Annotated in this window: 20 protein-coding genes and 6 pseudogenes; 15 read left to right on the top strand and 11 right to left on the bottom strand. The window is 67.7% G+C overall.

What is annotated here, in order from left to right; translation table 11 throughout:
- Positions 1-369 precede the first annotated feature (369 nt).
- From ACNPQM_RS27775 to ACNPQM_RS27765, 3 genes and pseudogenes are all read right to left on the bottom strand, one after another.
- Positions 370-802: pseudogene (locus tag ACNPQM_RS27775) on the bottom strand (thiamine pyrophosphate-dependent enzyme); the annotation flags it as partial.
- A gap of 23 nt (positions 803-825) precedes the next feature.
- Positions 826-2,099: pseudogene (locus tag ACNPQM_RS27770) on the bottom strand (ISAs1 family transposase).
- A gap of 7 nt (positions 2,100-2,106) precedes the next feature.
- A complete protein-coding gene (locus tag ACNPQM_RS27765; RefSeq protein WP_358862123.1) occupies positions 2,107-2,607 on the bottom strand; it encodes a GNAT family N-acetyltransferase in 501 nt (166 codons plus the stop codon).
- A gap of 126 nt (positions 2,608-2,733) precedes the next feature.
- Here ACNPQM_RS27765 and ACNPQM_RS27760 point away from each other — a divergent pair, with 126 nt between their 5' ends.
- On the top strand, positions 2,734-3,456 hold the full coding sequence (locus ACNPQM_RS27760; RefSeq protein WP_418086120.1) for an ArsR/SmtB family transcription factor: 723 nt from the start codon (positions 2,734-2,736) through the stop codon (positions 3,454-3,456).
- Positions 3,457-3,529: 73 nt separating this feature from the next.
- Here the strand turns inward: ACNPQM_RS27760 and ACNPQM_RS27755 are convergent.
- From ACNPQM_RS27755 to ACNPQM_RS27745, 3 genes and pseudogenes are all read right to left on the bottom strand, one after another.
- Positions 3,530-4,019, bottom strand: a pseudogene (locus ACNPQM_RS27755) (pyruvate oxidase); the annotation flags it as partial.
- Positions 4,020-4,397: 378 nt separating this feature from the next.
- A complete protein-coding gene (locus ACNPQM_RS27750; protein ID WP_418086119.1) occupies positions 4,398-6,014 on the bottom strand; it encodes a phytoene desaturase family protein in 1,617 nt (538 codons plus the stop codon).
- Positions 6,015-6,083: 69 nt separating this feature from the next.
- A complete protein-coding gene (locus ACNPQM_RS27745; RefSeq protein ID WP_358862126.1) occupies positions 6,084-6,563 on the bottom strand; it encodes an SRPBCC family protein in 480 nt (159 codons plus the stop codon).
- A gap of 1,021 nt (positions 6,564-7,584) precedes the next feature.
- Between ACNPQM_RS27745 and ACNPQM_RS27740 the strand changes: the two genes are divergently transcribed.
- From ACNPQM_RS27740 to ACNPQM_RS27685, 12 genes and pseudogenes are all read left to right on the top strand, one after another.
- Positions 7,585-7,740: a DUF6131 family protein gene (locus ACNPQM_RS27740; protein WP_345512025.1), complete on the top strand. Its 156-nt coding sequence runs from the start codon at positions 7,585-7,587 to the stop codon at positions 7,738-7,740.
- 684 nt (positions 7,741-8,424) lie between these two features.
- The gene (locus ACNPQM_RS27735) at positions 8,425-8,877 is read left to right on the top strand and encodes a GvpL/GvpF family gas vesicle protein (RefSeq protein ID WP_358862127.1); all 453 of its coding nucleotides are present in this window, start codon (positions 8,425-8,427) and stop codon (positions 8,875-8,877) included.
- A 95-nt stretch (positions 8,878-8,972) separates the two neighbouring features.
- Positions 8,973-9,131: a hypothetical protein gene (locus tag ACNPQM_RS27730; protein WP_418086118.1), complete on the top strand. Its 159-nt coding sequence runs from the start codon at positions 8,973-8,975 to the stop codon at positions 9,129-9,131.
- A gap of 7 nt (positions 9,132-9,138) precedes the next feature.
- Positions 9,139-9,981, top strand: coding sequence for a histone protein (locus ACNPQM_RS27725; protein ID WP_418086117.1), 843 nt, complete (start codon positions 9,139-9,141; stop codon positions 9,979-9,981).
- 6 nt (positions 9,982-9,987) lie between these two features.
- Positions 9,988-10,998 carry an SRPBCC family protein gene (locus ACNPQM_RS27720; protein ID WP_418086116.1) on the top strand — a complete coding sequence of 337 codons (1,011 nt, stop codon included), beginning with the start codon at positions 9,988-9,990 and terminating at the stop codon, positions 10,996-10,998.
- 213 nt (positions 10,999-11,211) lie between these two features.
- Positions 11,212-11,475: pseudogene (locus ACNPQM_RS27715) on the top strand (gas vesicle protein); the annotation flags it as partial.
- Between the two features lie 83 nt (positions 11,476-11,558).
- Entirely contained in the window at positions 11,559-12,005 is a 447-nt protein-coding gene (gvpJ, locus tag ACNPQM_RS27710) for a gas vesicle protein GvpJ (protein WP_358862131.1), read from the top strand.
- Between the two features lie 3 nt (positions 12,006-12,008).
- The gene (locus ACNPQM_RS27705) at positions 12,009-12,722 is read left to right on the top strand and encodes a GvpL/GvpF family gas vesicle protein (RefSeq protein ID WP_358862132.1); all 714 of its coding nucleotides are present in this window, start codon (positions 12,009-12,011) and stop codon (positions 12,720-12,722) included.
- 9 nt (positions 12,723-12,731) lie between these two features.
- Positions 12,732-13,025: a gas vesicle protein GvpG gene (locus ACNPQM_RS27700; protein WP_418086115.1), complete on the top strand. Its 294-nt coding sequence runs from the start codon at positions 12,732-12,734 to the stop codon at positions 13,023-13,025.
- 12 nt (positions 13,026-13,037) lie between these two features.
- The gene (locus ACNPQM_RS27695; protein ID WP_358862133.1) at positions 13,038-13,481 is read left to right on the top strand and encodes a gas vesicle protein; all 444 of its coding nucleotides are present in this window, start codon (positions 13,038-13,040) and stop codon (positions 13,479-13,481) included.
- Positions 13,478-14,263 (top strand): GvpL/GvpF family gas vesicle protein, encoded by a 786-nt coding sequence (locus ACNPQM_RS27690; RefSeq protein WP_418086114.1) that lies wholly within the window; start codon positions 13,478-13,480, stop codon positions 14,261-14,263. Before ACNPQM_RS27695 ends, ACNPQM_RS27690 begins: the two co-directional genes overlap by 4 nt.
- 163 nt (positions 14,264-14,426) lie before the next feature.
- Positions 14,427-14,648: pseudogene (locus tag ACNPQM_RS27685) on the top strand (plasmid stabilization protein); the annotation flags it as partial.
- Positions 14,649-14,667: 19 nt separating this feature from the next.
- On the opposite strand, the gene ACNPQM_RS27680 reads toward ACNPQM_RS27685, so the two are convergent.
- Positions 14,668-15,546 (bottom strand): Rieske 2Fe-2S domain-containing protein, encoded by an 879-nt coding sequence (locus ACNPQM_RS27680; RefSeq protein WP_418086113.1) that lies wholly within the window; start codon positions 15,544-15,546, stop codon positions 14,668-14,670.
- Positions 15,547-16,023: 477 nt separating this feature from the next.
- On the opposite strand from ACNPQM_RS27680, the pseudogene ACNPQM_RS27675 reads away from it, so the two are divergent.
- Positions 16,024-16,153, top strand: a pseudogene (locus ACNPQM_RS27675) (VOC family protein); the annotation flags it as partial.
- 5 nt (positions 16,154-16,158) lie between these two features.
- On the opposite strand, the gene ACNPQM_RS27670 reads toward ACNPQM_RS27675, so the two are convergent.
- On the bottom strand, positions 16,159-16,542 hold the full coding sequence (locus ACNPQM_RS27670) for a 50S ribosomal protein L11 methyltransferase (RefSeq protein ID WP_358863356.1): 384 nt from the start codon (positions 16,540-16,542) through the stop codon (positions 16,159-16,161).
- 123 nt (positions 16,543-16,665) lie between these two features.
- Positions 16,666-17,631, bottom strand: coding sequence for an LLM class F420-dependent oxidoreductase (locus ACNPQM_RS27665; protein ID WP_358863357.1), 966 nt, complete (start codon positions 17,629-17,631; stop codon positions 16,666-16,668).
- A gap of 231 nt (positions 17,632-17,862) precedes the next feature.
- Here ACNPQM_RS27665 and ACNPQM_RS27660 point away from each other — a divergent pair, with 231 nt between their 5' ends.
- The gene (locus ACNPQM_RS27660; RefSeq protein ID WP_418086112.1) at positions 17,863-18,705 is read left to right on the top strand and encodes an IS5 family transposase; all 843 of its coding nucleotides are present in this window, start codon (positions 17,863-17,865) and stop codon (positions 18,703-18,705) included.
- 184 nt (positions 18,706-18,889) lie between these two features.
- On the opposite strand, the gene ACNPQM_RS27655 is transcribed toward ACNPQM_RS27660, so the two are convergent.
- Positions 18,890-19,177: a putative quinol monooxygenase gene (locus ACNPQM_RS27655; RefSeq protein ID WP_418086111.1), complete on the bottom strand. Its 288-nt coding sequence runs from the start codon at positions 19,175-19,177 to the stop codon at positions 18,890-18,892.
- A gap of 988 nt (positions 19,178-20,165) precedes the next feature.
- Positions 20,166-20,990 (bottom strand): SDR family NAD(P)-dependent oxidoreductase, encoded by an 825-nt coding sequence (locus ACNPQM_RS27650; RefSeq protein WP_418086110.1) that lies wholly within the window; start codon positions 20,988-20,990, stop codon positions 20,166-20,168.
- Positions 20,991-21,181 lie beyond the last annotated feature (191 nt).

Here is a 21,181-nt window from a genome sequence, read left to right as displayed (position 1 = left end):
CCTGACGTGGGCTGGCTCTACCGGACGACGACCAACCGGTGCCTGAACATCATCCGGGCACGCAGACCCGTCGCGGAGGCTGACCTGGACAGTCGCGAATCCGCGGCGGGGGCTGGATCCCCGGAGAGGGCGGCACAGGTCAGCGAGCAGCTGATCGCGCTCGCCGCCGCTTTGAAGCGACTGACGCCCGAGCAGCGGGCATGCTGGCTGTTGCGGGAGGTTCCGGGCGTTCCTATCAGGAGATCGCCGGGGCCACGGGCACGACCCCTCGTCGGCCCAGCCGTCACCCCGGCATCGATGGTGTGGGCGTGCACCGCGGTGCCGGCAACTCCTGGCACGGGATGACGGAGCTGGCGGTGCCCGGGTCAGTGCGAGCTCGGCGGGGTCCGTGACATGGATGCCGGTGATGCCCATGGCGGTGGCCACCGCGGCGAAATCCGGGTTGTCCAGCACAGTGCCGAACTCAGGCAGTCCCGCCTGTTCCTGCTCCAGCTTGACCATGCCGAGGCGGTGGTTGTCGAAGGAGATTGCCGGTCTTGAGGGTCATGAGGTCGCCGAGAAGCATACTCAGGCCACCGTCACCGCAGAATGCGATCACCTGGCGTTGCCGGTCGAGGTACTGCGCTTTGAAAGCGTGTGGCATGGCGTTGGCTATGGAGCCGAGGTTGTACGAGCCGAGGAGCCGTCGCGTACCGCGCATCTCCACGAATCGCGAGAGCCACACGATGGCCATTCCAGTGTCGGAGGTGAAGACGGCGTTGTCGGCGGCGACCCGGTCGCCTGTTGCGGCAGGGCCCCGGGGAGAGTCGCGCTCGCCCGTTTTGATCATGGAATCCCGTGGAGGGTGAGGGTGGTTGCGGGGTGGGTGTGGGCTCGTCGGCCGCTAGCGATGTTGGCCCATCCGGAGCGGTGGAGGGTGGCGCGAGCGAGGTCGCGCAGGGCGCTCATGACGGCGGGGGTGCGGTGGCGGCGGATCTGGCTGGTGTCTTCGGTGAAGGTTACGTCTTTGGTCCAGTGGACGGCGTTCTCGATGATCCAGTGGCCGCGTGCCCAGGCGGCGATCTCAGCGGGAGATGCCTGGTGGGCAGCGAGGTCGGTGACGGCGTAGACGGTCTCGGTCTGCCATTTCGATGTGTTGATTCGGCGGCGTTTGCGGTGGATGCGGACAACCTGGCGGGCGTGGGGGAACAGTAGACCGTCCACGCTCACCACCTTCACCTCGCGGACCTCGTCACGGCCGTGTCCGCGGTCGCGGGAGCGGTTGAGGACCGGTGCCTGCTTCCAGGGTAGATTCGTCAACTGGTGTGCCGGGGTGGGCTGGTTGTTCTTCACCGACAGCAGGTAGTGGGCCTTTCGGTCCTCGACAAGGTAGCGGGCGTGGCTCGTCTGGGCGTGCAGGGCGTCGACGGTGACGACGGAGCCGGTCAGGTCCTGATCATCGATGGTGTCCAGCAGCGGGGCGAACTAGGGTATCTCGTTGGTCTTCGCGACGATCTCGCGCAATGCAGCGGTCAACGCATCGTGGTGGCGCACGGCGGTCAAGAAGACGCGACTGCCGTCCGCGCGGACCGCTCCGCGCAGGCATTTGCCGTCCACGGCGAAGGCCGCACGACGCGGTCGCGGCCGGTCCCTCTCGCGCCGGGCGGTGCGGTGGGCGCGGCGCTGTTCGCGCTCGACGGTCCCGTCCGGGCCGGTCGGGCTCACCGCGCGGGGCTGGAGTGCGGTGAGCCTGGCGAAACCGGCAGCCGTGAGTACCGCGGGGTCGACCCGGGCGAACACATCGCGCAGCGTGCGCTCGCCCGGCGCCCTGAACCGTCCGGTGAAGGGATCGAAGGGACAGCCCAGCCGGGCCAGGACATCCTGGTCACAGCGGCGTACCCACTCGGCGATAGCGGTCAGGGAGTTGTGGCCGACGCTGGTGAGAGCACACCCCCCGACCTCGCCAGCCGGAACCGCACCCCGCGCGGATTACGCGGATCGGGCACCCGGGCCAGTGCATCGAGCAGCCCGGACGGCACCAACGCCTCGGACCGTGACACCCCAGACGCGGTCCGGGGCAGGAGCGGAGCGGACGGGAAGGATGATGGTGCAACGAGCACGGCGACCTTACCGGGACCGAACTGGTTCGCCGCTCGGTGCGGTGAGTTCTTTGGTCATGAAGACGCGGCTGGTGCCCGGCGGGTCGCAGGGCACCTCTCCCAGACGCTTCCACCCTTGTTTCTGGTAGAAGCCGGGGGCCTGGAAGGTGATCGTGTAGAGCACGGCCGTGCGGCAGCCGCGGGCACGGGCCTCGTCTTCGGCCTGCTGAAGGATCTCTGTTCCCAGCCCGCCGCCACGCAGCCGGGGCGGCAGGTAGAAGAGGTCGAGGAAGAACAGCCCGAGCGAGGTACGCCCGGTCAGTCCGCCGACTACCTGGCGCATTGCGGGATCACGGACCAGGACGGCCAGAGGTCTGTGGTCGGCGATTCCCGTGTGCTCGATGTTGAAGCGGTCCAGCGCGTCGGAGATTGCCGCGACGTCCGCCGGGCCGGGGGCGTCGGTGAGCACGAGGTGCCTCCGGGGTCCGGGATGGCGGGAGGCGGCGACGGCCGTGTCGGACGCGGTCATGGTTGCTCCAGTACGTGAGCGGAGGCGGCACGGCCTCGCGATCGGATGCGGGGCCGGTGAGCCCTGCGCACGGGCCGACGCTAGGACGGGGACGCTTCGACGGACGTCGAAGGGACGTCGGCGACAATGGGCACCGTGGACATTCAGTGCGCAGGCCGGGATGTGGGTGTGGACCTGGCGGGCGTGGCCAAACTGCTGGCCGACGGCACCCGGGCCGCCTTCTGCCTCGCGCTGCTCGACGGCCGGGCGTGGACGGCGAACGAGCTCGCGCGTTACGCCAGCATCGCACCGTCCACCGCGACCTCACACCTGAACCTGCTCGTGAACGGCGGACTCCTCGTCGAGGAGCGGCACGGACGCCACCGCTACGTACGGATGACCGACCGGAGAGTGGTCGAGCTGATCGAGAGCCTCGCCGCGCTGGCCCCGCAGCACAGCGACCGCCCACGTTCACTGGCGGCCTCCGGCCGGCAGCAGGCATTGGCCCGCGCCCGGCTGTGCTACGACCACCTGGCCGGAACCGTTGCGCTGGCGATCACCGACGCGATGGTCGAGCGCGGACTGCTGGAGTGGGGACCCGAACCGGGCCTGACCGGCAAGGGCGCCCTCTGGCTGGCCGAGACCGGTATCACGGTGCCTGCTGGCTCACGCCGACCACCGGTGCGCTCATGCCTCGACTGGACCGAGCGCCGTCCCCACCTGGCCGGCGCCGTGGGCGCCGCCCTGTGCGCCCACGCACTCACCACCGGATGGATGACGCGCATCGGCACCACCCGCGCCCTCCTCGTGACACCCGCCGGACGCAAGGCATGGCACGACCACCTCGGCCTGCCGCCAGCTGAACTCTGATCCTGAACTGGACCGGCCACACCGACACGTGATCAAGCCGGGCGAACAGGACTCTCCCCGGGGCCCTGCCTGTTGCGGCCAGCGCCTCGGGCCGTATTCCATGTTCGGGATTGTCGAGCGCCGAGCGGATCCGTCCGACCGCACCCTTGTCGTGCTTCGGGGCGGCGAGCTTTCGAATCGTCTGCGGGTGTGGTCAAGATGCTTGCGGTCGCGCCCTTCCCCGGATCCCAGGCACCGGAGCAGGTCGCGGATCGTGGCACCCACGTCGCCGACGAGCCCTGCCTTGACCGGGACGCGGCGTCCGATGTGGGTGGCTTCGGTGTCCACCTGGATGACAGTCCGGCCGTCCGGATACCACTCCCGGTAGGGAAAGTCCGTACCCAGCAGCAAAAGGTGTCGGCTTCCTGCATGGCGGAAGCTGCAGCCGGATTACCGATCAGCCTGGTCTGGCCGACTTGGAAGGGGTTGTTGTCTCCCTCGAAGCCCTCCTCCGTCTTGAAGGTGAGCACCATAGGCGCGGCGAGGCGGTCAGCGAGTGCGAGGACGTCCTCGTGGGCTGCGCGGGGATACTGCTCTATGGCGGCGACCTGCGGCGACTCACGGGACGCAGGGACGACAGCCAGCCGCTGTGCCCCACTGCGGCCGGCCCTTGTGCTCCGGGTCGTGCCGCCGGACGCCGCACCGTCTGATGCCCGCACTGCCAGCCACGAACGGTGCTCGGACCAGTTGGGTACGGGCTGATGACTTCGATGCAGGCGCCCGGGCTTTGTCGGGGCGAAAGGCCGGCGGTGCGTGGGTTCTGAGCGCCGGGGTGGAGGATGACTTGAGCCTCGCCCTGGGGGCTTCCGGGCGCCACTGCGGAGGAGGTATTCACCGCTGCTACCTGCCCCCGCGACCTGGCCGCAGACGGGACGAGCGCCCGGTTGACGCGGGACGGGTCATCAGTGCTGCCCTTTGCGGTCGCGGTGGGTCAGCCGGCTCTGGAGGTGGGACAGGGCGCCGGTGCGCTGCCGGCGCAGGGCGGCCCGGGCGGCGTTGGCTCCTGGGGCGCCATGAACTCCCCCGCCCGGGTGTGCGGAGGCCGAAGCGAGGTAGAGCCCCCGGACGGGTGTCTCCGGGCGTCCGGTGCCGGGCGTGGGGCGGAAGACCAGCTGCTGGTACACGGCCGTGGTGCCACCGTTGATGGCTCCTCCGTGGAGGTTGGCGTCCATGCTCTCCAGCGTTGGCGGGGCGAGGATGCGCCGGGCTCTGATGAGGCCGCGGAAACCGGGGGCATAGCGCTCGACCTGTGCCTCGACACGGTCCGCCATCGCCTCCTGCTCCCGGGCGTCCCAGGAGCCGGTCAGCCCGTCGTCGCCGGCGTCACCCCTCACCCGGTGCGGTACGTGCGTGTAGGCCCAGGCGGACTCGGTGCCCTGGGGCGAGCGGCTGGGGTCGGCGGTGGTCATCTGGCCGAAAAGAGCGAAGGGCTCGTCGGGGACGCGGCCCATGGCGATCTGCGCGGCGAAGCGGGTGAGGCCGTCCACGCCCTCTGCGAGGTGGATGGTTCCCGCCTGCGCGGCCTCCGAGCAGGTCCATGGCACCTGGCCGTTCAGTGCCCAGTCGACTTTGAACGTGGCGAAGTCCCACTGGAAGCGCTTCAGGTCGGCGAGCAGCCGTGGGGGGAGATGCCGTTCGGCCACCAGGGAACCGTAGAGAGCGGGCGCGGACACATCGGCCAGGACTGCCCTGCGAGCTGCTACCGCCTCGCCGCCTGTGGTGCGGACGCCGACGGCCCGTCCGCCGCGGACGACGACCTCGGTTACCTGTTCCCCGCAGCGGATTTTCCCGCCGCGCCGCGCCAGGCGGCGGACGAGAGCGGCGGTGAGAGTCCCGGCGCCGCCGGTGGGAACGGGGAAGCCGTAGGTCTGACCGAGCATGGACATGAGCCACCCGAACCCGCCGCTGCCCGCCGCCTCCGGTGCGAGGTCCGCGTGCAGGGCGTTGCCCGCGAGCAGGAGCCTGCCGCCCTCGCCGCGGAACTCCTCTTCGCCCAGACGCCGCACCGGCAGCACCATCGTTCGGGCCAGGCGCAGGCCGCCCGCCGCACCCAGTCGCAGGGCCAGCCGGGCCCCGGCGCGGACCGGGGGGAACGGCGTGAACAGGGCGTCCAGGAGGTCGGGCCGCAGCGTCTCCCAGACCTCTCGCAGTTCCTTCCACGCGGCCCCGTCTCCAGCGGCGAACGCCTCCAGGCTTGCGGCCGTCTCCTCCGGGTCACGGCTGAGGACCGCACAGCGACCGTCTCGCAAGGGGTGGGCGAGTACCTTCGGGGCGTGGCTCCAGGTCAGCCCCTCACGCTCCAGATTCAGGCCGGCCAGCACCGGGGAGGCCGCGGCCAGAGGATAGAAAGCACTGAAAAGGTCACTGGCGAACTCGGGGTCGACGCCCCGATCGTGCCGGACCGCTCCTCCGGGCTCGTCCTGGGCCTCCAGGACCTCCACGCTCCAGCCCGCGTCGGCCAGGAGGTTCGCTGCGACCAGCCCATTGGGGCCCGCCCCGATCACTACGGCGTCCGGCATGACTTGCTCCCGGCTCGGTGGGTGCCGCCGCGCCTGGTGGCGCGGCTGTCTCCAGGTCTCGGTGCCGGTTCAGGCTTTGCGCGGTCGCGGTTGCTCAAGGGTGGTGCGGGCCGGGCTTTCGGCCCCCTCGCACAGCCGGGCGAGACGGCCGAGCATCGCGCGGTGCCGCATTTGCTGCGCCGCGTCCAGGAGCCCGTTGTGCAGGGAGCCCCCTGCACCGCGCAACGGGTGCTCGTCGAAGATAAGCAGCGTGTGCTCGCCCCAGGGCCGCAGTTCCATCGCGATCCTCGCGGTCCCCAGCGGCCCGCTGTCCGCCTCCAGTTCGAGGACGGCGGTCGGCTCGCTGCGGCGCACGACGGTCCGGTTGTGCAGGGTCAGCGGCCCGATCTTGATCTCGTAGCGGAGGGCAGCCCCCAGCTCGGGCCACCGTCCTTCGTCCAGCTCGACCTGTGAGGTGCCGACTACCCAGTCCCCGTACTGTTCGGCGTCGGACAGGACCCCCCAGACGTCCTCGGGGGGCTTCCTGATCAACCGGTGCCGTACGGCCATGCGCTCCTCCGCCGTTCGAAGTGTCGCGTCCCTCGCTGCGTGTTCCCACGCTAGGCCCGGGGCCACACTCCCGCGCGGGGACGGCGATCAACCCGGCGCAGCCGGGTTGATCGCCGGAGCGCCGCCCGCCGCGGCCCGGGGCATCCTGGGTACCGGACACCGGCCTGTTCCGCTGCATGGAGGTGCCATGTCCGTTGCGAGTCCCCTGGCCAACCGTACGGCGGTCGTGACCACCCCGATGCTCTACGTCTTCATCCTCGGCGCGGGCGCGTAACGTCCCTGCCTGGCAATCACCGCCGCTCCGCTCCCCACGGGGCCGCCTGAATGCGGCGCCAGCCCTGCTCTCAAGAAACCACGCACAGGCCGCAGACGGCCGATGAGTTCGTACGCTGCACGATCGGTGAAACCGGGAGCGCCCCTCGATGAACCCAGCGTGGTGAGAGGAGAGACGGGAAGGGAGTCTTTTCAAGCCGCTCTTGGGTCATTTCACCTGAACATCCAGCTCGAACCCCCAATGCCTCAGCCAGGCGGCCTTCCTGCTCCTGTACGCTGGCAACCTAAGCAGTTATCGTTCCGTAGCGCCAAGTGTGGCCGTTCGGCGGCACGTCCTCGTAGAGAACGACTCCCTCACCTCGCGCCGGGCCGAAGGCGAGTGTGTTTCCAGACGGTTCAGGGCCTCTTCGAGTCCGAACCACCGTGGCTGTCCGGCGAACGTTGCTCTCGCTTGCGAACAGCTCCCCGTCGTCCGTCACCAGCGCGTCCACGTTAAAAGGACCGGCGTAACCTTCGTCATCCAGGTGACGCCCCCCCAATCGCATCCCCCATCCCTCCAGTTCCTTTGACACACGCGCCGAGGACTGAGGTAGCGGAGAGCTGTAGCCCGTGAACGGTCCATGGACTGTTCGCCCACCCCGTCGTACATGGTGCGAGTTCTGGCGGCTGTGGGGCTTTCGTCTGGTCTGCATCGCCGTGTGTATGTGTGAGGCGCATACTGAAAAGGCCCGGGAGAACGGAGGACGCCATGATCATCCTCGGCGTCATTCTGCTAGTCATCGGTCTGGTGGCCGGCATATCGATCCTGTGGACCATCGGTGTCGTGCTTGTCGCGATCGGCATCGTCCTTTGGATCCTGGGTGCCGTCGGGCATGCGGTGGGCGGTCGGCGGCATTACTGGTAGGGCTGCTTGTTCCGGCTCCCCGTGACGCGGTCAATGTGATATCCAGCGGCGGCTGTGATCTCGGTGTGTTCGGGTGCCGTGTGCTCGATGTGGGTAATTGGTGCCCAGCCCGCAGATCACTACCAGGGTGCGGGAATTCAGCGTCCCGGTGGGAGCACACATGGCTGTACGTCATCAGCTCATCGCTCGGGAACCGTCCGTACACTGGGCGGTTCTGGAGGACGAGAGCCGTAACGCGGACTGGGCGGTGGGGACCTTCGACTCCGCCCCGGGCAACAGGCGTTGGCCGGAAGACGGATCGTCGACCAAATACACGGCGCGTGTGGGGCCGAAGGAGTTCCACGGACGCACGACGGTGCGTCGCCTCGACGTGCCGCGGACGCCGGAACTCCGATCGCACGCAGGGCCGTTGATTACGGCACGGATCGCCTTCGACATCCGGCCGTTGAGCGACAAGACCCTGGTCATTCTCGACGAGCCTCCGCTGCGCGGGCTGGGAGGGGGTCTCCACAACACAGTTCTCGACTGTCTTTGCGCAGATCCGGCACCGCGGCATGCTGCGGAGGCTTGCGGAAGTCGTCGGAGGAATGCCCCAGGACACGGGGTGGCTGCCCATGCGGTTCGGGACGGTCGCACCGGACGAGGAGACTGTGCGCGGTCAACGGTCTGTTGGCGAGACGCGGCATGCCTGCTGCACTGGAGTATTTCTCCGAAGCGGTCGAGGCCAACGTCAAGGCACTCCCGGCACAGAACGCGCTTGCAAGTCTCCTCGCGGAGGACAAAAAGGTCTGGACGCTGCGGGAGGAAGCACGTCGGCGTCCTGGTTATGAAGCCAGCCTCCGGCTGGGCCAAGCAGTGGCGACTGCTCTTGAGAGCAGGGCAGCCGAAGTCAGCCGCCGAGTTCTGCGCGGGCTCACACCCATGGCCCGTGCGGTGGCCGCCGGACCGGACGCCCAGGGGTGCGTGGTCAACGTGTCGTTCCTCGTCAACCGCGCCGAAAGCGACGACTTCCGAAGCGCGGCGGAGCGATTCGGAAGCGCGCACGGCGAACACGTCGAGCTGCGTCTTGCGGGCCCGCTGTCCTGTTGCAACTTCGTCGCCGCTGCAGGCACTCACGTGCCGGCCGCCGGAGTCTGACATGGCACTGATCACGGGACTGCTCACGCTCCCCGTCGCACCGGTCCGCGCTGTGATCTGGGTGGCGGAAGCTCAGCGTCGCTACCGAGCACGAGGTGCACGACCCAGGAGTGCTCCGTGCCCAGGTGGCTGTACTGAACCGGGAGCTTGAAGACGGAGATATCAGCACGGAGGAGTTCGAACCGGGAAGAGGAAAAGCTGCTCGACCGGCTGCATGCCGCACAGTCGGCCCCGCACCGAGCGATCGAAGGTGACGCACTCATGGATGACACAGCCAAGGTGACCCTCGCGGCCGCAGTAGTGGGCGGCTATGTGCTGGGCCGGACGAAGAAGGGCCGGCTGGCGCTGACGATTGCGACGTATCTGGCAGGGAGACGATTCGGCCTTGAACCCCGACAGCTTGCCGCCGAAGGGATGCGCAGGCTCGGAGAGATTCCCCAGTTCGCCGAGCTGCAGGAGCAGCTGAAAGGGGAAGCCCTCGACGCAGGCCGAAAGGCAGTGACGGCCGCCGTCGACCGCGGCATGGGTTCGCTCGCCGATGCCCTCAGCGAGCGTACGGCCCGGCTCGGCGAGAGGCAGGAAGAGGAGGAGGAAGAGCCGGAAGAGGGAGGCGCGGAGTACGAGGAAGAGGAAGAACCGGAAGAGGAAGAGGAAGAGGAAGAACCGGAAGAAGAACCGGAAGAGGAAGAAGAGGAAGAGCCGGAAGAGGAAGAGCCGGAGGCCGAGTACGAAGAGCGCCAGGCTGAGGAAGAGGAGGAAGAGGAGGAACAGCCGGAAGAGGAAGAGCCGGAAGAGAGGCAGCCGAAGCGGCGCCGCAGTTCTCGCCAATCAGCCCAGCCCAGAGGAGGCGCGGCACGCAAGAAGGCCGCTCCCGCCCACGGAGAGAAGCCTCGGACGGCCAAGAAGTCTGCCGCACGGAAGGCGGCCCCGCCAAAGAAGACGGCTGCGAAGAAAACTGCTCCCGCCAAGAAGTCCGCCGCCCAAAAGACGGCCCCACCAAAGAAGACGGCTGCGAAGAAAACTGCTCCCGCCAAGAAGTCCGCCGCCCGAAAGACGACCTCGTCGAAGCGAGCAGCGTCCAAGCGCTCCGAGCGTCGGAGGTAGCCAGTCATGACCAGAACGGAAACAGACCAGCCCACGGCACAAATGTCGGGTGCGGACCGGCTTCGCGAAGAAGCGTCCAACTTCCTCAGCGCACAGATGGAGAGGCTCGCCGAGAAGGCGGGAGACAAACTGACCGATGTCACTGAGCAGCTCGCTGATGTGGCCGAGAGTGGATCGCTTCCCGCGATCGGCTCCCGCATTCTCCAGGGCGAATCCCCGCTGAAGGCATTCGTCGCAGAGAAAGTCAAGGGCGTCAAGGACAAAGTCGTGGGGAAGGCCAAGGAAGCGTTCGGCGGCGGAAAGGGAAAACGCAAGTCGAGCGGCCGCAAGGTCATGAACATCATCGAGGCTCTCGATGTGGGAGTGCCCCTGCGTGTCGCGTACGACCACTGGACGCTGTACGACCGGTTCAGCAGCTTCGCGAAGGGCGTTCGCGACGTCTCGAAGACCGATGAGATGTCCAGCAACTGGAAGGTCAAAGTCGGCCCTTCCTCGCGCGGCTTCAAAGCGACTGTCCAAGAACAGATTCCCGACGACCGCATCGTTTGGACATCCGAGGGAGCCAAGGGAACTACCCGTGGTGCGGTCAGCTTCCATGAGCTGGCACCCAGCCTGACTCGAATCGTCCTGGTCGTGGAGTACTACCCGTCCGGATTCTTCGAGAAGACGGGCAACCTGTGGCGCGCCCAAGGGCGCCGAATGCGACTCGACTTCAAGCACTTTCAGCGATACGTCACCCTCACCCAGGAAGAGCCCGAGGGCTGGCGCGGTGAAATCCGGGACGGTGAAGTCGTCGTGTCCCACGAAGACGCCATGGAAGAAGAAGAGGCCGCCGAGCAGGAGGACGCACAAGGCGAGGAGCCCGAGGACGAGGACTACGAGCCCCAGGACGAAGACGAGCCCCAGGACGAAGAGGAGGATGAGAACGAAGAGGAGGACGAGAACTACGAAGACGAAGACGAGGAAGCCGAAGAGGAAGAGGAAGAGGAAGAGGACGTAACCCCCTCCAGGAATTAACGAGAACAGAGGCGACGCCGTGACTGACGTCGACTTCAGGCAGGGGGCCTACCCCGTTCCGGGGCCGCAGACCACCAACCTTACCGGCGAGCTCGAACGCGAGCGGGCGAAGGAATCGCTGGTGAACAACGAGCGGGCTCGTTTGGGTGACTCGAAGGGTCATGCCCGACAATCTGATTCAGAGTCTGCAGTGTCTGGCGCCAAAGGTCGGATTGCTTCACCGTGGACGACGCGGTCGAGCGGGCCGCAGATATGTCTCGGGGCCTGACCGAGTGCCCCCAGGGAGCTGTCGTCTCGGCGGTGAAACCGACGGAGGACGGCTGGCAGGCGGACGTGGAAGTGTTGGAGCTGGAACGTGCCCCCACGACCACCAGCGTGATGGCGACCCATCGTGTGACGCTGGACGAGGAGGGCGAATTGGTGGCGTACGAGCGCACCCATCGCTACACCCGAGGGCAGATGGACCGGCGCAGCTAGGGTCTGGGCTGCTACCGCAGCCGTTCGCAGGACGAACGGCGAGCACGCCCGACACCAGGCGTGAGCCGCTGAGAGGAGGCACCATGACTGTGGTGCCGCAAGGCGGAGGAACCATTTCCAGGGGCGACGGAGGAGGTTCCGGCGACCTCTACGACGTCCTCGATCTGATTCTGGACCGCGGCCTGGTCATCGACGCGTTTGTGCGTGTGTCGCTGGTGGGCATCGAGATCCTCAAGGTCGACGCCCGCATCGTTGTGGCGAGCGTGGACACCTACCTGCGCTTCGCGGAGGCCTGTAACCGCCTCGACCTCGAGGAGGGCCGCAAGGCGCCCTCCGAGCTGACCGACCTGGTCGGCGAGGTGACCGAAGGCGGAGAGCAAGGCAAGGCCAAGGGAGCCCTCAGCGGGGCCGCAGATGTGGTCACCGACGCCCTCAAGGGAAGACATGAGGACGACGAAGAGATCGAGGAACCCGAGGAGAGGCGGGAGCGGCCGAGGCGTCGGCCTGCCGCCCGGCGCCGGAAGGAGTAAGCCATGGCCGTATACGTCTACTCCATTGTCGCGACAACTCATCCGCAGCGCCTGGCTGGCCTCGGCGGGGTGGGGAACCCGCCCTCGACCCTGCGCACAGTGCATACCAAAGAGCTGTCCGCGGTCGTCAGCGACGCCCCCGAGGAGCTACGGCCCAAACGCCGCGACCTCGGCGCGCACCAGGCCGTCCAGGAGCGGCTGATGACCGACGGCACGGTTCTACCGCTGCAGTTCGGCTTCACCACCACGGACGACAACGCCGTACGAGCGGTGCTGGAGGACCGTACGGAAGAGTTCACCGAACGGTTGCGGGCGCTGGAGGGCTGCGTCGAATACCACCTGAAGGCCGCCCAGGACGAGAATGCGCTGCTGCGGCAGATCCTTCAGGAGTCCGACGAGGCACGCGGGCTCAACGAGGAGATCAGAAGCGGCAACAGCAGCCCGGAACTGCCGCTCGCCCTCGGGGAACTGGTCTCCCAGGAAGTGCAGGCGCGGCAGGATCAGCTCGCCGCCGGAGTCCTCGATCCCCTGCGCCGATTCGCGCGCGAGGAACGCTCGTTGCAGGCGACTGGGAACGACTTCCTGAGCGTGTCCTTCCTGGTGGAGCAGGACAACGAGAAGAGCTTCCTCAGCGCGGAACAGGATCTCGCCAAGAAGCTCGGTGAGGACTTCAGTGTCAGGCTGCACGGTCCGCTGCCCGCCTACAGCTTCGTCTAAGGATTCCTCATGGGACTCTTGACCCAAATCGCCACCCTGCCAATGGCGCCGGTGCGTGGTGTGGCCTGGGTCATCGAGCGCGGCGTCGAGATCGCGGAGAACGGGCACTACGAGCCCGCACCGTCGAGAGGGAACTCGCTGACCTCGAGCGGGGCGCTGCTGACGGGAGACATCGACGAGGAAACCTTCGACTGGACGAGATCAGGGGCCAATGTAAGGGCACCGATACCTGGTCGCGGCAGCTGCCGCGGAGACGGAGCACCGCCACTTGCTCCCGTCGCAACGCCGGGACACCCGGGATAGAGGTGCAGCGCCGTGAACCAACCCGTCGCGAGAAGGACGGGCGACTTCCCGTCCAGGGCCGGCCCCTACGGCGGTCAGGGCTCCTCGGCCAATCTCGCCGACATCCTGGAGCGGGTCCTGGACAAGGGCATCGTCATCGCGGGCGATATCCAGATCAACCTGCTGGATATCGAACTGCTCACCATCAAGCTGCGCCTGCTGGTCGCATCGGTGGACAAGGCGAAGGAGATGGGCATCGACTGGTGGGAGCACGATCCCGCGCTGTCCTCACGCGCCAGCGACGGCTACCGCTCACTCGCCCAGGAGAACAAGCGGCTGCGCGCCGAGATCGAGGCCATGCGCGAGGGCGGTGAGCTGTCCCCAGCCGAGGACGAGGAGAGCCACCCTGCCGCCCGCCGCACCGCACGTACATCACGCACCAAACGGGCCGAGCCGCAGAAGCGGGATGAGTCATGACCGAGGGCATCACCTATGCCTACGCCGTGGCGCGGGACGCCGACGGAGTTCTGGAAGAGGAGCTGGCCGGGCTCTCCGGAGTGGCGGACGCGCCGGTGCACCTGGTGCACACAAGGCACCGCGGTGACGTGGTGGTCGCGGCTAGTCCGGTGCCCGCACAGGACTTCCAGGAGGCCGCGCTGCGCACGCACCTCGAGGACCTGGACTGGCTGGAGTCGGTTGCCCGCGCACATCACCGGGTGATCGAGGCTCTTGCCGCGCGCACCACTGTCCTGCCGCTCCGGCTGGCCACCGTGTACCTCGACGACGAGCGGGTGAGGCAGATGCTCGATGCCCGCCGGGAGGCTTTCGCCGAGCGGCTGTCCGACCTGGCCGCACAGGTGGAATGGGGCGTCAAGATCTACGTCGAAGCGCCCGCGGCCACCGAAAGCCCGGCAGAGCCGTCCGCAGATCCGGACCTGAGCCCCGGGCGTGCCTATCTCAGCCACCGCAGAGCACAGCGCCACGCCCGCGAAGACGCCTACCGCGACGCCGAACAGGCAGCCCGGCGTGTCGAGGACGCAGCCCGAGACGTGGCCGTTGACCGGGTCCAGCACCGGACTCAGCAAGGCGAACTCGCCCGCGAGCCAGGAGAGAACATCGTCAACGACGCCTACCTTGGGCCGCTGGCGCACGGACCGACGTCATGCAGGCCGCCGAAGGGCTTCCAGGGGTACGCATCGAGGTCACCGGATCCTGGGCGCCCTACTCCTTCGCCACGCCCGCCGAAGCCGAACCATTGAAGAGAGCAGCGCCGTGAGAGCGGACGGCGGCGCCGGCCGCGGCACAAGAGCCGCTGCCGGACCGGCAGATCGCGCTGACTCGGAACAGAGCCCCTCCCCGTGGCCCAGCCCCGCACCCCTGCGAGGCAGCCATGACAGATGAAACCCGCCGGCCCAGCAACCTGCGCGCACCGTGAACAAGGGGCGGGCGCGCTCCGGCGAGTCGAAGACCTCCAGCAAGGTCTCCACTCAAGACAGGAAGTCCGCCTCACAACGTGGTGGCGAACGCTCCCACAGCGGATCGCAATGGCTGACGAAGGATTAGCTGTACGCGGAGGCGAAGAACCGCAACATCAACGGCCGCTCCTCCATGAACAAGCAGCAGCTTCGGAACGCCCTGGGCCGCTGTTACATCATCGCGTGGTTCAGCCGACGCCGGGCAGCTGTACGTGGACGGTGCCGTTGCTGTCCACGCTCACTTGGAAGGACGGCTGCGGTGCGGTGGCCGGCCCACGTACGTTCGCGCCGTCCGACAGTCGGAAGACACTGCCGTGCCAGGGGCATTCCACGCAGCCGTCGGCGATCTTCCCGTCCGACAGGGGTCCCGACAGGTGGCTGCACCGCTCCGCGAGGACATGAATGCGGCCGCCCGGCTGACGGAATACCAGCAAAGGCACCTCGCCCAATTCCCGCCGGACGACCTCGCCGACGGGGAAGTCCTCCACTCTGCCAACCGGATGCCAACCCTCTTCCAACAGATGCGGGACCGCTGCCGCCTTGTTGGCGCCTGCGGCCTGGCGATAAGCGAGGTGGCCACCGAGCATCGCACCCGTGCCAGCCGTACACAGCCCCGCAAAGCCGAGTGCCTTGCCCAATGCCGTACGGCCACGGCCACGATGCACCCAAGATCCCGCGTAGAGCCCGATGGCCGCGGCGATCGACGCCGCGTGCACCAGGCCGGCACGCATCTGGTCCTCGTGCTGCTCAGCCCAGTCCACCCAGCCGGCCAACGCAGCCGGCGCGGCCCCCAGGACTCCCACACCCACCAAGATGCGGGCACTCCGCCGGGTGCCGGGCACGATGTCCAGCACCGCGGCGGAAAGCCACGCGCCCATCGGAACCTGCACCAGCGCAGGGTGCAGGGGATGGCCGATCGGCAGACCGTGCAGCACGTCGCGGTAGCGCCCCAGAGGCACGCCACGCACCAACCGCCGCACGGGGCTGATCACCACATCAAGCTTCTCCAGGCGTCCCAGCGCGTCGAGGGTCCTCAGAAAGAGGTCGTCCGTGCGGGCGGCCGCCACTTCCACTGTGCCGCTGCTCGGAGCGAGAACCGCGAATTTCGTGTAGCCCGCTGAAAGCCGCATGGTGAGCGGTTTGCCATGTGCAGCCGATTCCCAAACAGGCGTCAGCTCCGCTCCACTCTGGTGGCTGCAGACCTCTCGGGCAGGACGTCGTCATCCGGCTCGGACTGTATGCCGACCAGGCGCAGCACGATATTCCGCCTGATGGGCACGTCGAAGACATGGCCCATCCGGGGCCCGGCCCGGCCAGTAAGGGGCGAGACTGACCGCTGCCAATATCGAACCTATCGACTGGAACAATGTCTCTTTCGGTTCGAACACCGTATTTTCCACGGCGCCGAATTGTCCGGCATGCCTGGCTCGTCGTCATTTTCGGGCAACTTCCGTCACTCAGCGTGCATGCGGCACGGATCGCGACGACGGAACCCCGCCGAGCACTGGCCGTCGCCGCCCGTGTGTTCCGAGCGTCGAAACAACATGACCGTTACAAAGATAAATGTCCTGGTTCTGAACCTGCGCGGAGCCCGAAGCCCTGGCGGAGTTCTACGCGTTACTGCTCGATGCGGAAATCCAGGTGGTGAGCGATCCTGACTTTGTGGAACTCGTCCGGCTTCAGCCAGCCGTACTGCGGTCATCGCTGGGCCGCTCAGCGCGGAGTGGACCGCAAGCAGCACACCCCCGGGGGCGCAGCAGAGCAGGGACCTTGGCACAGAGCCGGTCGATCACCGCCTCCCAGGCCCGAGCAGCACCACGACGCGGCATGCGTACGTTCGCGGACGGTACGTACGGAGGGTTCGCCAGCACCAGGTCGAACCTCAAGCCGGTCACAGGCTCCGTCAGGTCACCGCGGATGGCCCGGATGGCCCGCGCGTACCCGGACAGCAGTGCATTCAGTCGTGCTGTGAACACCGCCGCGGCCGACGTGTCGATGGCGATCACCTGGGCAGCGCCATAGCGGGCGGCGGCGATCGCCACCACGCCGGTACCGGTACCCACGTCGAGTACCTCCGCGCCGGGTGACAGATGCTGCGCGTCGCAGAGCGGATATCAGCATGACTGTGTCTTCCTGTGGCGCGTGGAACCCGGAGGCTGGAGGAACTTCACTGTCGCGACCGGCTCTTAGAGATCACGCAGTGCCGGCAGAAGGGTCTTCTCCGCCCAATCGAGGAAGGGCTGCTGTTGGTCACCTCCGACCTGGACCAGGGCGATCTCCGTGAAGCCCGCCTCGGTGTAAGGACGCACTGCCTCGACAAAGGTGCCGACGAAGTCACCGCACGGGATGGAGTCCGCGATGTCGTCCGGGCGCACGAACTGGGAGGCCCCGGCGAACCCGGCCGGCCCGGGCAGCTCTGCGTTGACCTTCCAACTGCCGACCGACCAGCGGAACTGGTCGTGCGCCCGTGCGACCGCCGCATCCCGGTCTGTGTCGTAGCAGACGGGCAGCTGGCCGACCCGCGGCTTGCCCGTACCGCCGTGCCGGTCGAAAGCGTCCAGCAGGTCGCTCTTGGGCTCCGTGGCAATGACGAGATCGCCGAACCGGCCAGCGATTTCGCAGGACCGTTCCCCCGACACCGCGATCCCGATCGCAGGCAGCTCGTCGGGCAGGTCCCAGAGCTTGGCGTCCTCCACGTCGAAATGTGTGCCGTGATGGCTCACATCACGGCCGCTGAAGAGTGCACGAATGATTTCTACGGCCTCTTCCAGCATCTCCAAGCGAACGTGGGCGGCGGGCCACCCCGCGCCCACCACGTGCTCGTTGAGGTTCTCACCGGAGCCGAGACCGAGTCGGAACCGCCCCTGGGAGAGCAGCTGCATCGTCGCGGCCTTCTGCGCGACCACTGCAGGGTGGTATCGCACGGTCGGGCACGTCACGTACGTCATCAACGGGATCCGCGACGTGGCTTGTGCAGCCGCGCCGAGCACGCTCCATGCGTACGGGGCGTGCCCCTGGGAGTCCAGCCACGGAAAGAAGTGGTCCGAAGTGACAGAGAAGTCGAAGCCGGCGCGCTCGGCGCCCACCACATGCTCGACGAGCTCACGCGGACCGGCCTGCTCGGTCATCATCGTGTATCCGACCAGCACCATGGAACACTCCTTGCCGAGTCTTCGGCTCCGAACACGAGCGGTCCGACTCCGGGGCACCCGGGTCATGTGACGAGGCCGCTCGCCCCGGCTCGAGGACTCACGAGACTGATTTCCGCCGTCCCGCGACTTAGAGGTCGCGCGGATAGGTGCGGTTGGGGACACCGGCAACAGGACGGGCACAGGTTCCGGTGATCATGGAGTTGCGACGCTCTGTGATCACTGGGGAGACCTGTGCCCGCGCTTCCATCATGGCTGACCGAACCGCTCTGGGACCAATTCGCGGTCCTGCTGCCCGAGCGGCCGGAGTACCACCCGGACCATCCGCTTGGCTGCCACCGTCGGCGCATCAGCGACCGGATCATCTTCGACAAGATGCTGCAGCTGCTGCGCTTCGGCTGTTCTTACGAGGCGATCGCCGACACAACCTGCTCGGCCACCACGATCCGCAGCCGCCGCGACGAGTGGATACGACAGGGCGTCTTCGCCCGGCTCAAGCAGATCGCGCTCGACTCCTACGACCGGATCGTCGGTCTCGTCCTCGACCGGATCGCCGTGGACGGCTCCATCACCAAGGCTCCCGGAGGCGGCGAGGTGGCCGGGCGTTCCCCGGTCGACCGCGGCAAACAGGGCCTGAAACGCTCGGGCATGACGGACGGATACGGCATTCCCCTGGGTCGCGTCCTGGCCGGCGCCAACCGCCACGACTCCCCACTGCTCGCCCCGACCCTGGACCGCCTGAACGACCTGGGTCCGCTGCCCGACGACATCACCGTCCACCTGGACGCCGGCTACGACTCCGACAAGACCCGCACCCTGCTCAACGAACGCGGCCTCCACGGCCGCATTGCGCACAAAGGCGAGAAGGCGCCCAGCCAGGCCGGTCAGCGCTGGCACGTCGAACGCACCCACGCCTGGCAGAACGCCTTCCACCGGCTCGCCCGCTGCTACGAGCGGCGCGCCACCGTCGTCGACGCCTTCTTCGACCTCGCCGACACGATCATCACCGTCCGTAGTCTGATCCGCCGGGCCTGGACCACCCACCGCTGGGACACCCGTCCCCGGCGTCGACCATGACCAGCCGCCCTCTTGATCGCATCTCGCACTCCGGGTGCGCATAGCTTTGCCCGCTGGCGGCAAGTTGCGGGGAGACTATCTGGCCACGGTTCTCACGTTCTGTATTTGCCGCCTTGTCGTGAGGCCAGCAGGGAAGGGATCTCGGTCAGGATTCCGAACCCTCCAACCGGAAATCGCGCTCCGCTCAGGTCAGTGAGCGCACCTCCGCGACGTCGTATTCGGCAACCGCGGCGGCGAGCATCGCTGCGCCCTGCTCGTCGCTCGGACCATCGCCTCGGAACGCCTCGACGGCCGCCTGCGACTCCCACCGCTCGAAGATGTTGATGCGCCCGGCATCCACCAGGTCCGCGGTGATGGCGAAGTCGAGGCAGCCCGAAGTGCGGCGGGCCAGTTCGACAATGGTCACACAGCCTGCGAGATAGGACTCACGCTGTTGAGGGTCCACAACGATGTGCCCTGCGATGATCACCACGTGCTGCTCCTTACTGGGTCCGAACCGGCTGTCGCTAACTATGACCGTCGACCGAGGCCAGACTCATCTACGCGCGCGCCATGGAACCTGCGGCCCTGCCGCTGCGCTGGGGCCAACTTCACCGTTCGCTACGGACTGTGACAGCGCTAACTGGCCGCACCTGGGAAACTCGAGACCTGTGCCTGTCCTGTCGGCCCCGGTCCCGGCTGCCACCTATCTGCGCGACCTCTTAAGCCGTCATCACCGATCAGACCCACCCGAGGTAGAACTCCGCTTCGGTAACCGCATCGTGGGTGGTGCGCTAACCACGGCCTCGTCCTTCTTGCTCATGACGCACTCACGTACCTTCCCGGGGAGCACGCGGCGCGAGACGGCGAGCCTTCCAAGCGGTGACGAGCGGCTGATGGCAGGCTACTTACGGACATTCTGCTGCTGAGGTGGACAGACCGCCGATTTGCTCTTCGGCTGTCGACGGTCCAGCCAAAATCAAGGCGAACAGCGCTACCATGAGTGCGCCTCCGACGCCACATTGTTCAAGGCGAGTTGAGCCGAAACTGCTGGCCCGTGGCCCGTGGGCAGCAAAGCCCATGGGGTGCCGCCGGCCACCGGATAGGGGCCATGGACCGCGCGTCTGGCCAGGCTGACCCTGCCGTCTATGGCGCTCCAGCTCTACCCGACAGTTTCAGCTTCGCCCGGCGGCGTACAGCGTGCAAACCAGCCTGCCCGCTGCCAAGGCCGAGGCCAAGAAGCAGATGGGCGATGCGCACGATCGCGCCGTGCCTCAAGAGACGCCTGACCAGCGAGGGCGAGCACCCGCAGGCCCCGGGCCTCCGCGAGCAGGCAACCGACCAGATCTACACCGACGCCAAGCGCCGCAACGTCGACGGCCGCTCGCACATGGACAAGGCGGAGCTGCAGCGGGCCCTGCGCAGAAGCTGGCGCTTTTGCCCGGCCGGCGGAGGCTACAGGGGGTTTGCCGGGGGCCCGTTCAGCCGAATCGCATGGCCAGCTTGCGGAAGAGCTGCGGAGCCATGCCCTGCAGCCGCCCCGGCACGCCAAGCCAGCCCGGTACGGTGATCTCGTCCCGGCCACCGGCGAGTGCCTTCTCGACCGCTGCCGCGACCCGCCCGGCGGGTACCGGTCGTGGCCAGGACCGGGTGTACGGGGTGCCACGGCGGGTGAAGAACGGCGTGTCCACGGGACCCGGCAGCACCAGGCAGACCTGGATGCCTGTGCCCCGGAGTTCGTAGCGCAGGCTCTCCGCGAACGCGATCAGCGCGCCCTTCGTCGCCGCGTAGACCGCCTCGTCCCGTACACCGAACCGGCCGGCGACAGAGCCGATCAGCACCAGCCGGCCCGACCTGCGGGACACCATCTGAGGCAGCACCAGGCGGACGAGGTGGAGTACGGCGCAGATGTTGACACTCACCAGACGGTCCACCGTGGCGGGTGGCATGTCGGTGTACGCGCCGGCCCAGCCGAGCCCCGCTCCGGCGACGAGCGCGTCGACTCTTCCGCTGTGCGCCAGTGCCGCCTCGGCCAGTTTGCGGCAGCCCTCCTCGGAGGCCAGGTCCATCGGCAGCGCGGCACCGGCGGTGCGGGCGGCGACACTGCCGAGCCGGCCCTCGTCCCGCCCGTTGAGCAGCAGCTCCCATCGCCCTCCGACCGCGAGCCGTGACGCGATTTCGGCGCCGATACCGGAGGAGGCCCCGGTGATCAACACGACCGGCCGCGGGCCGGGGGCGGGCGGACCGGCCGCAACCGACCGCGTCGCGTCGGCCGGGGTGCCGTGGGCTGGGTGGCTCTTGCGCATGGGCTTCCGTCCTCCGGGGCCGCCGACATCCTGGTGAACCACCAGCCGATAGCGGCCCGTAACGAGTCATCCTTCATGCAACCAGCGCACCGGCAATCGCGCTCGTCCACACCTGGGCTAACGACCCGCCACTCCGGGGTTGCCGCACCCGCCGCGATGCGAGGAATATCCAAGAATGGGACGCCGGATTC

The organism is Streptomyces sp. NPDC056231 (assembly GCF_048270745.1).
Classification (GTDB): Bacteria; Actinomycetota; Actinomycetes; order Streptomycetales; family Streptomycetaceae; genus Streptomyces.
This window is presented reverse-complemented; position numbering and strand designations above follow the sequence as displayed.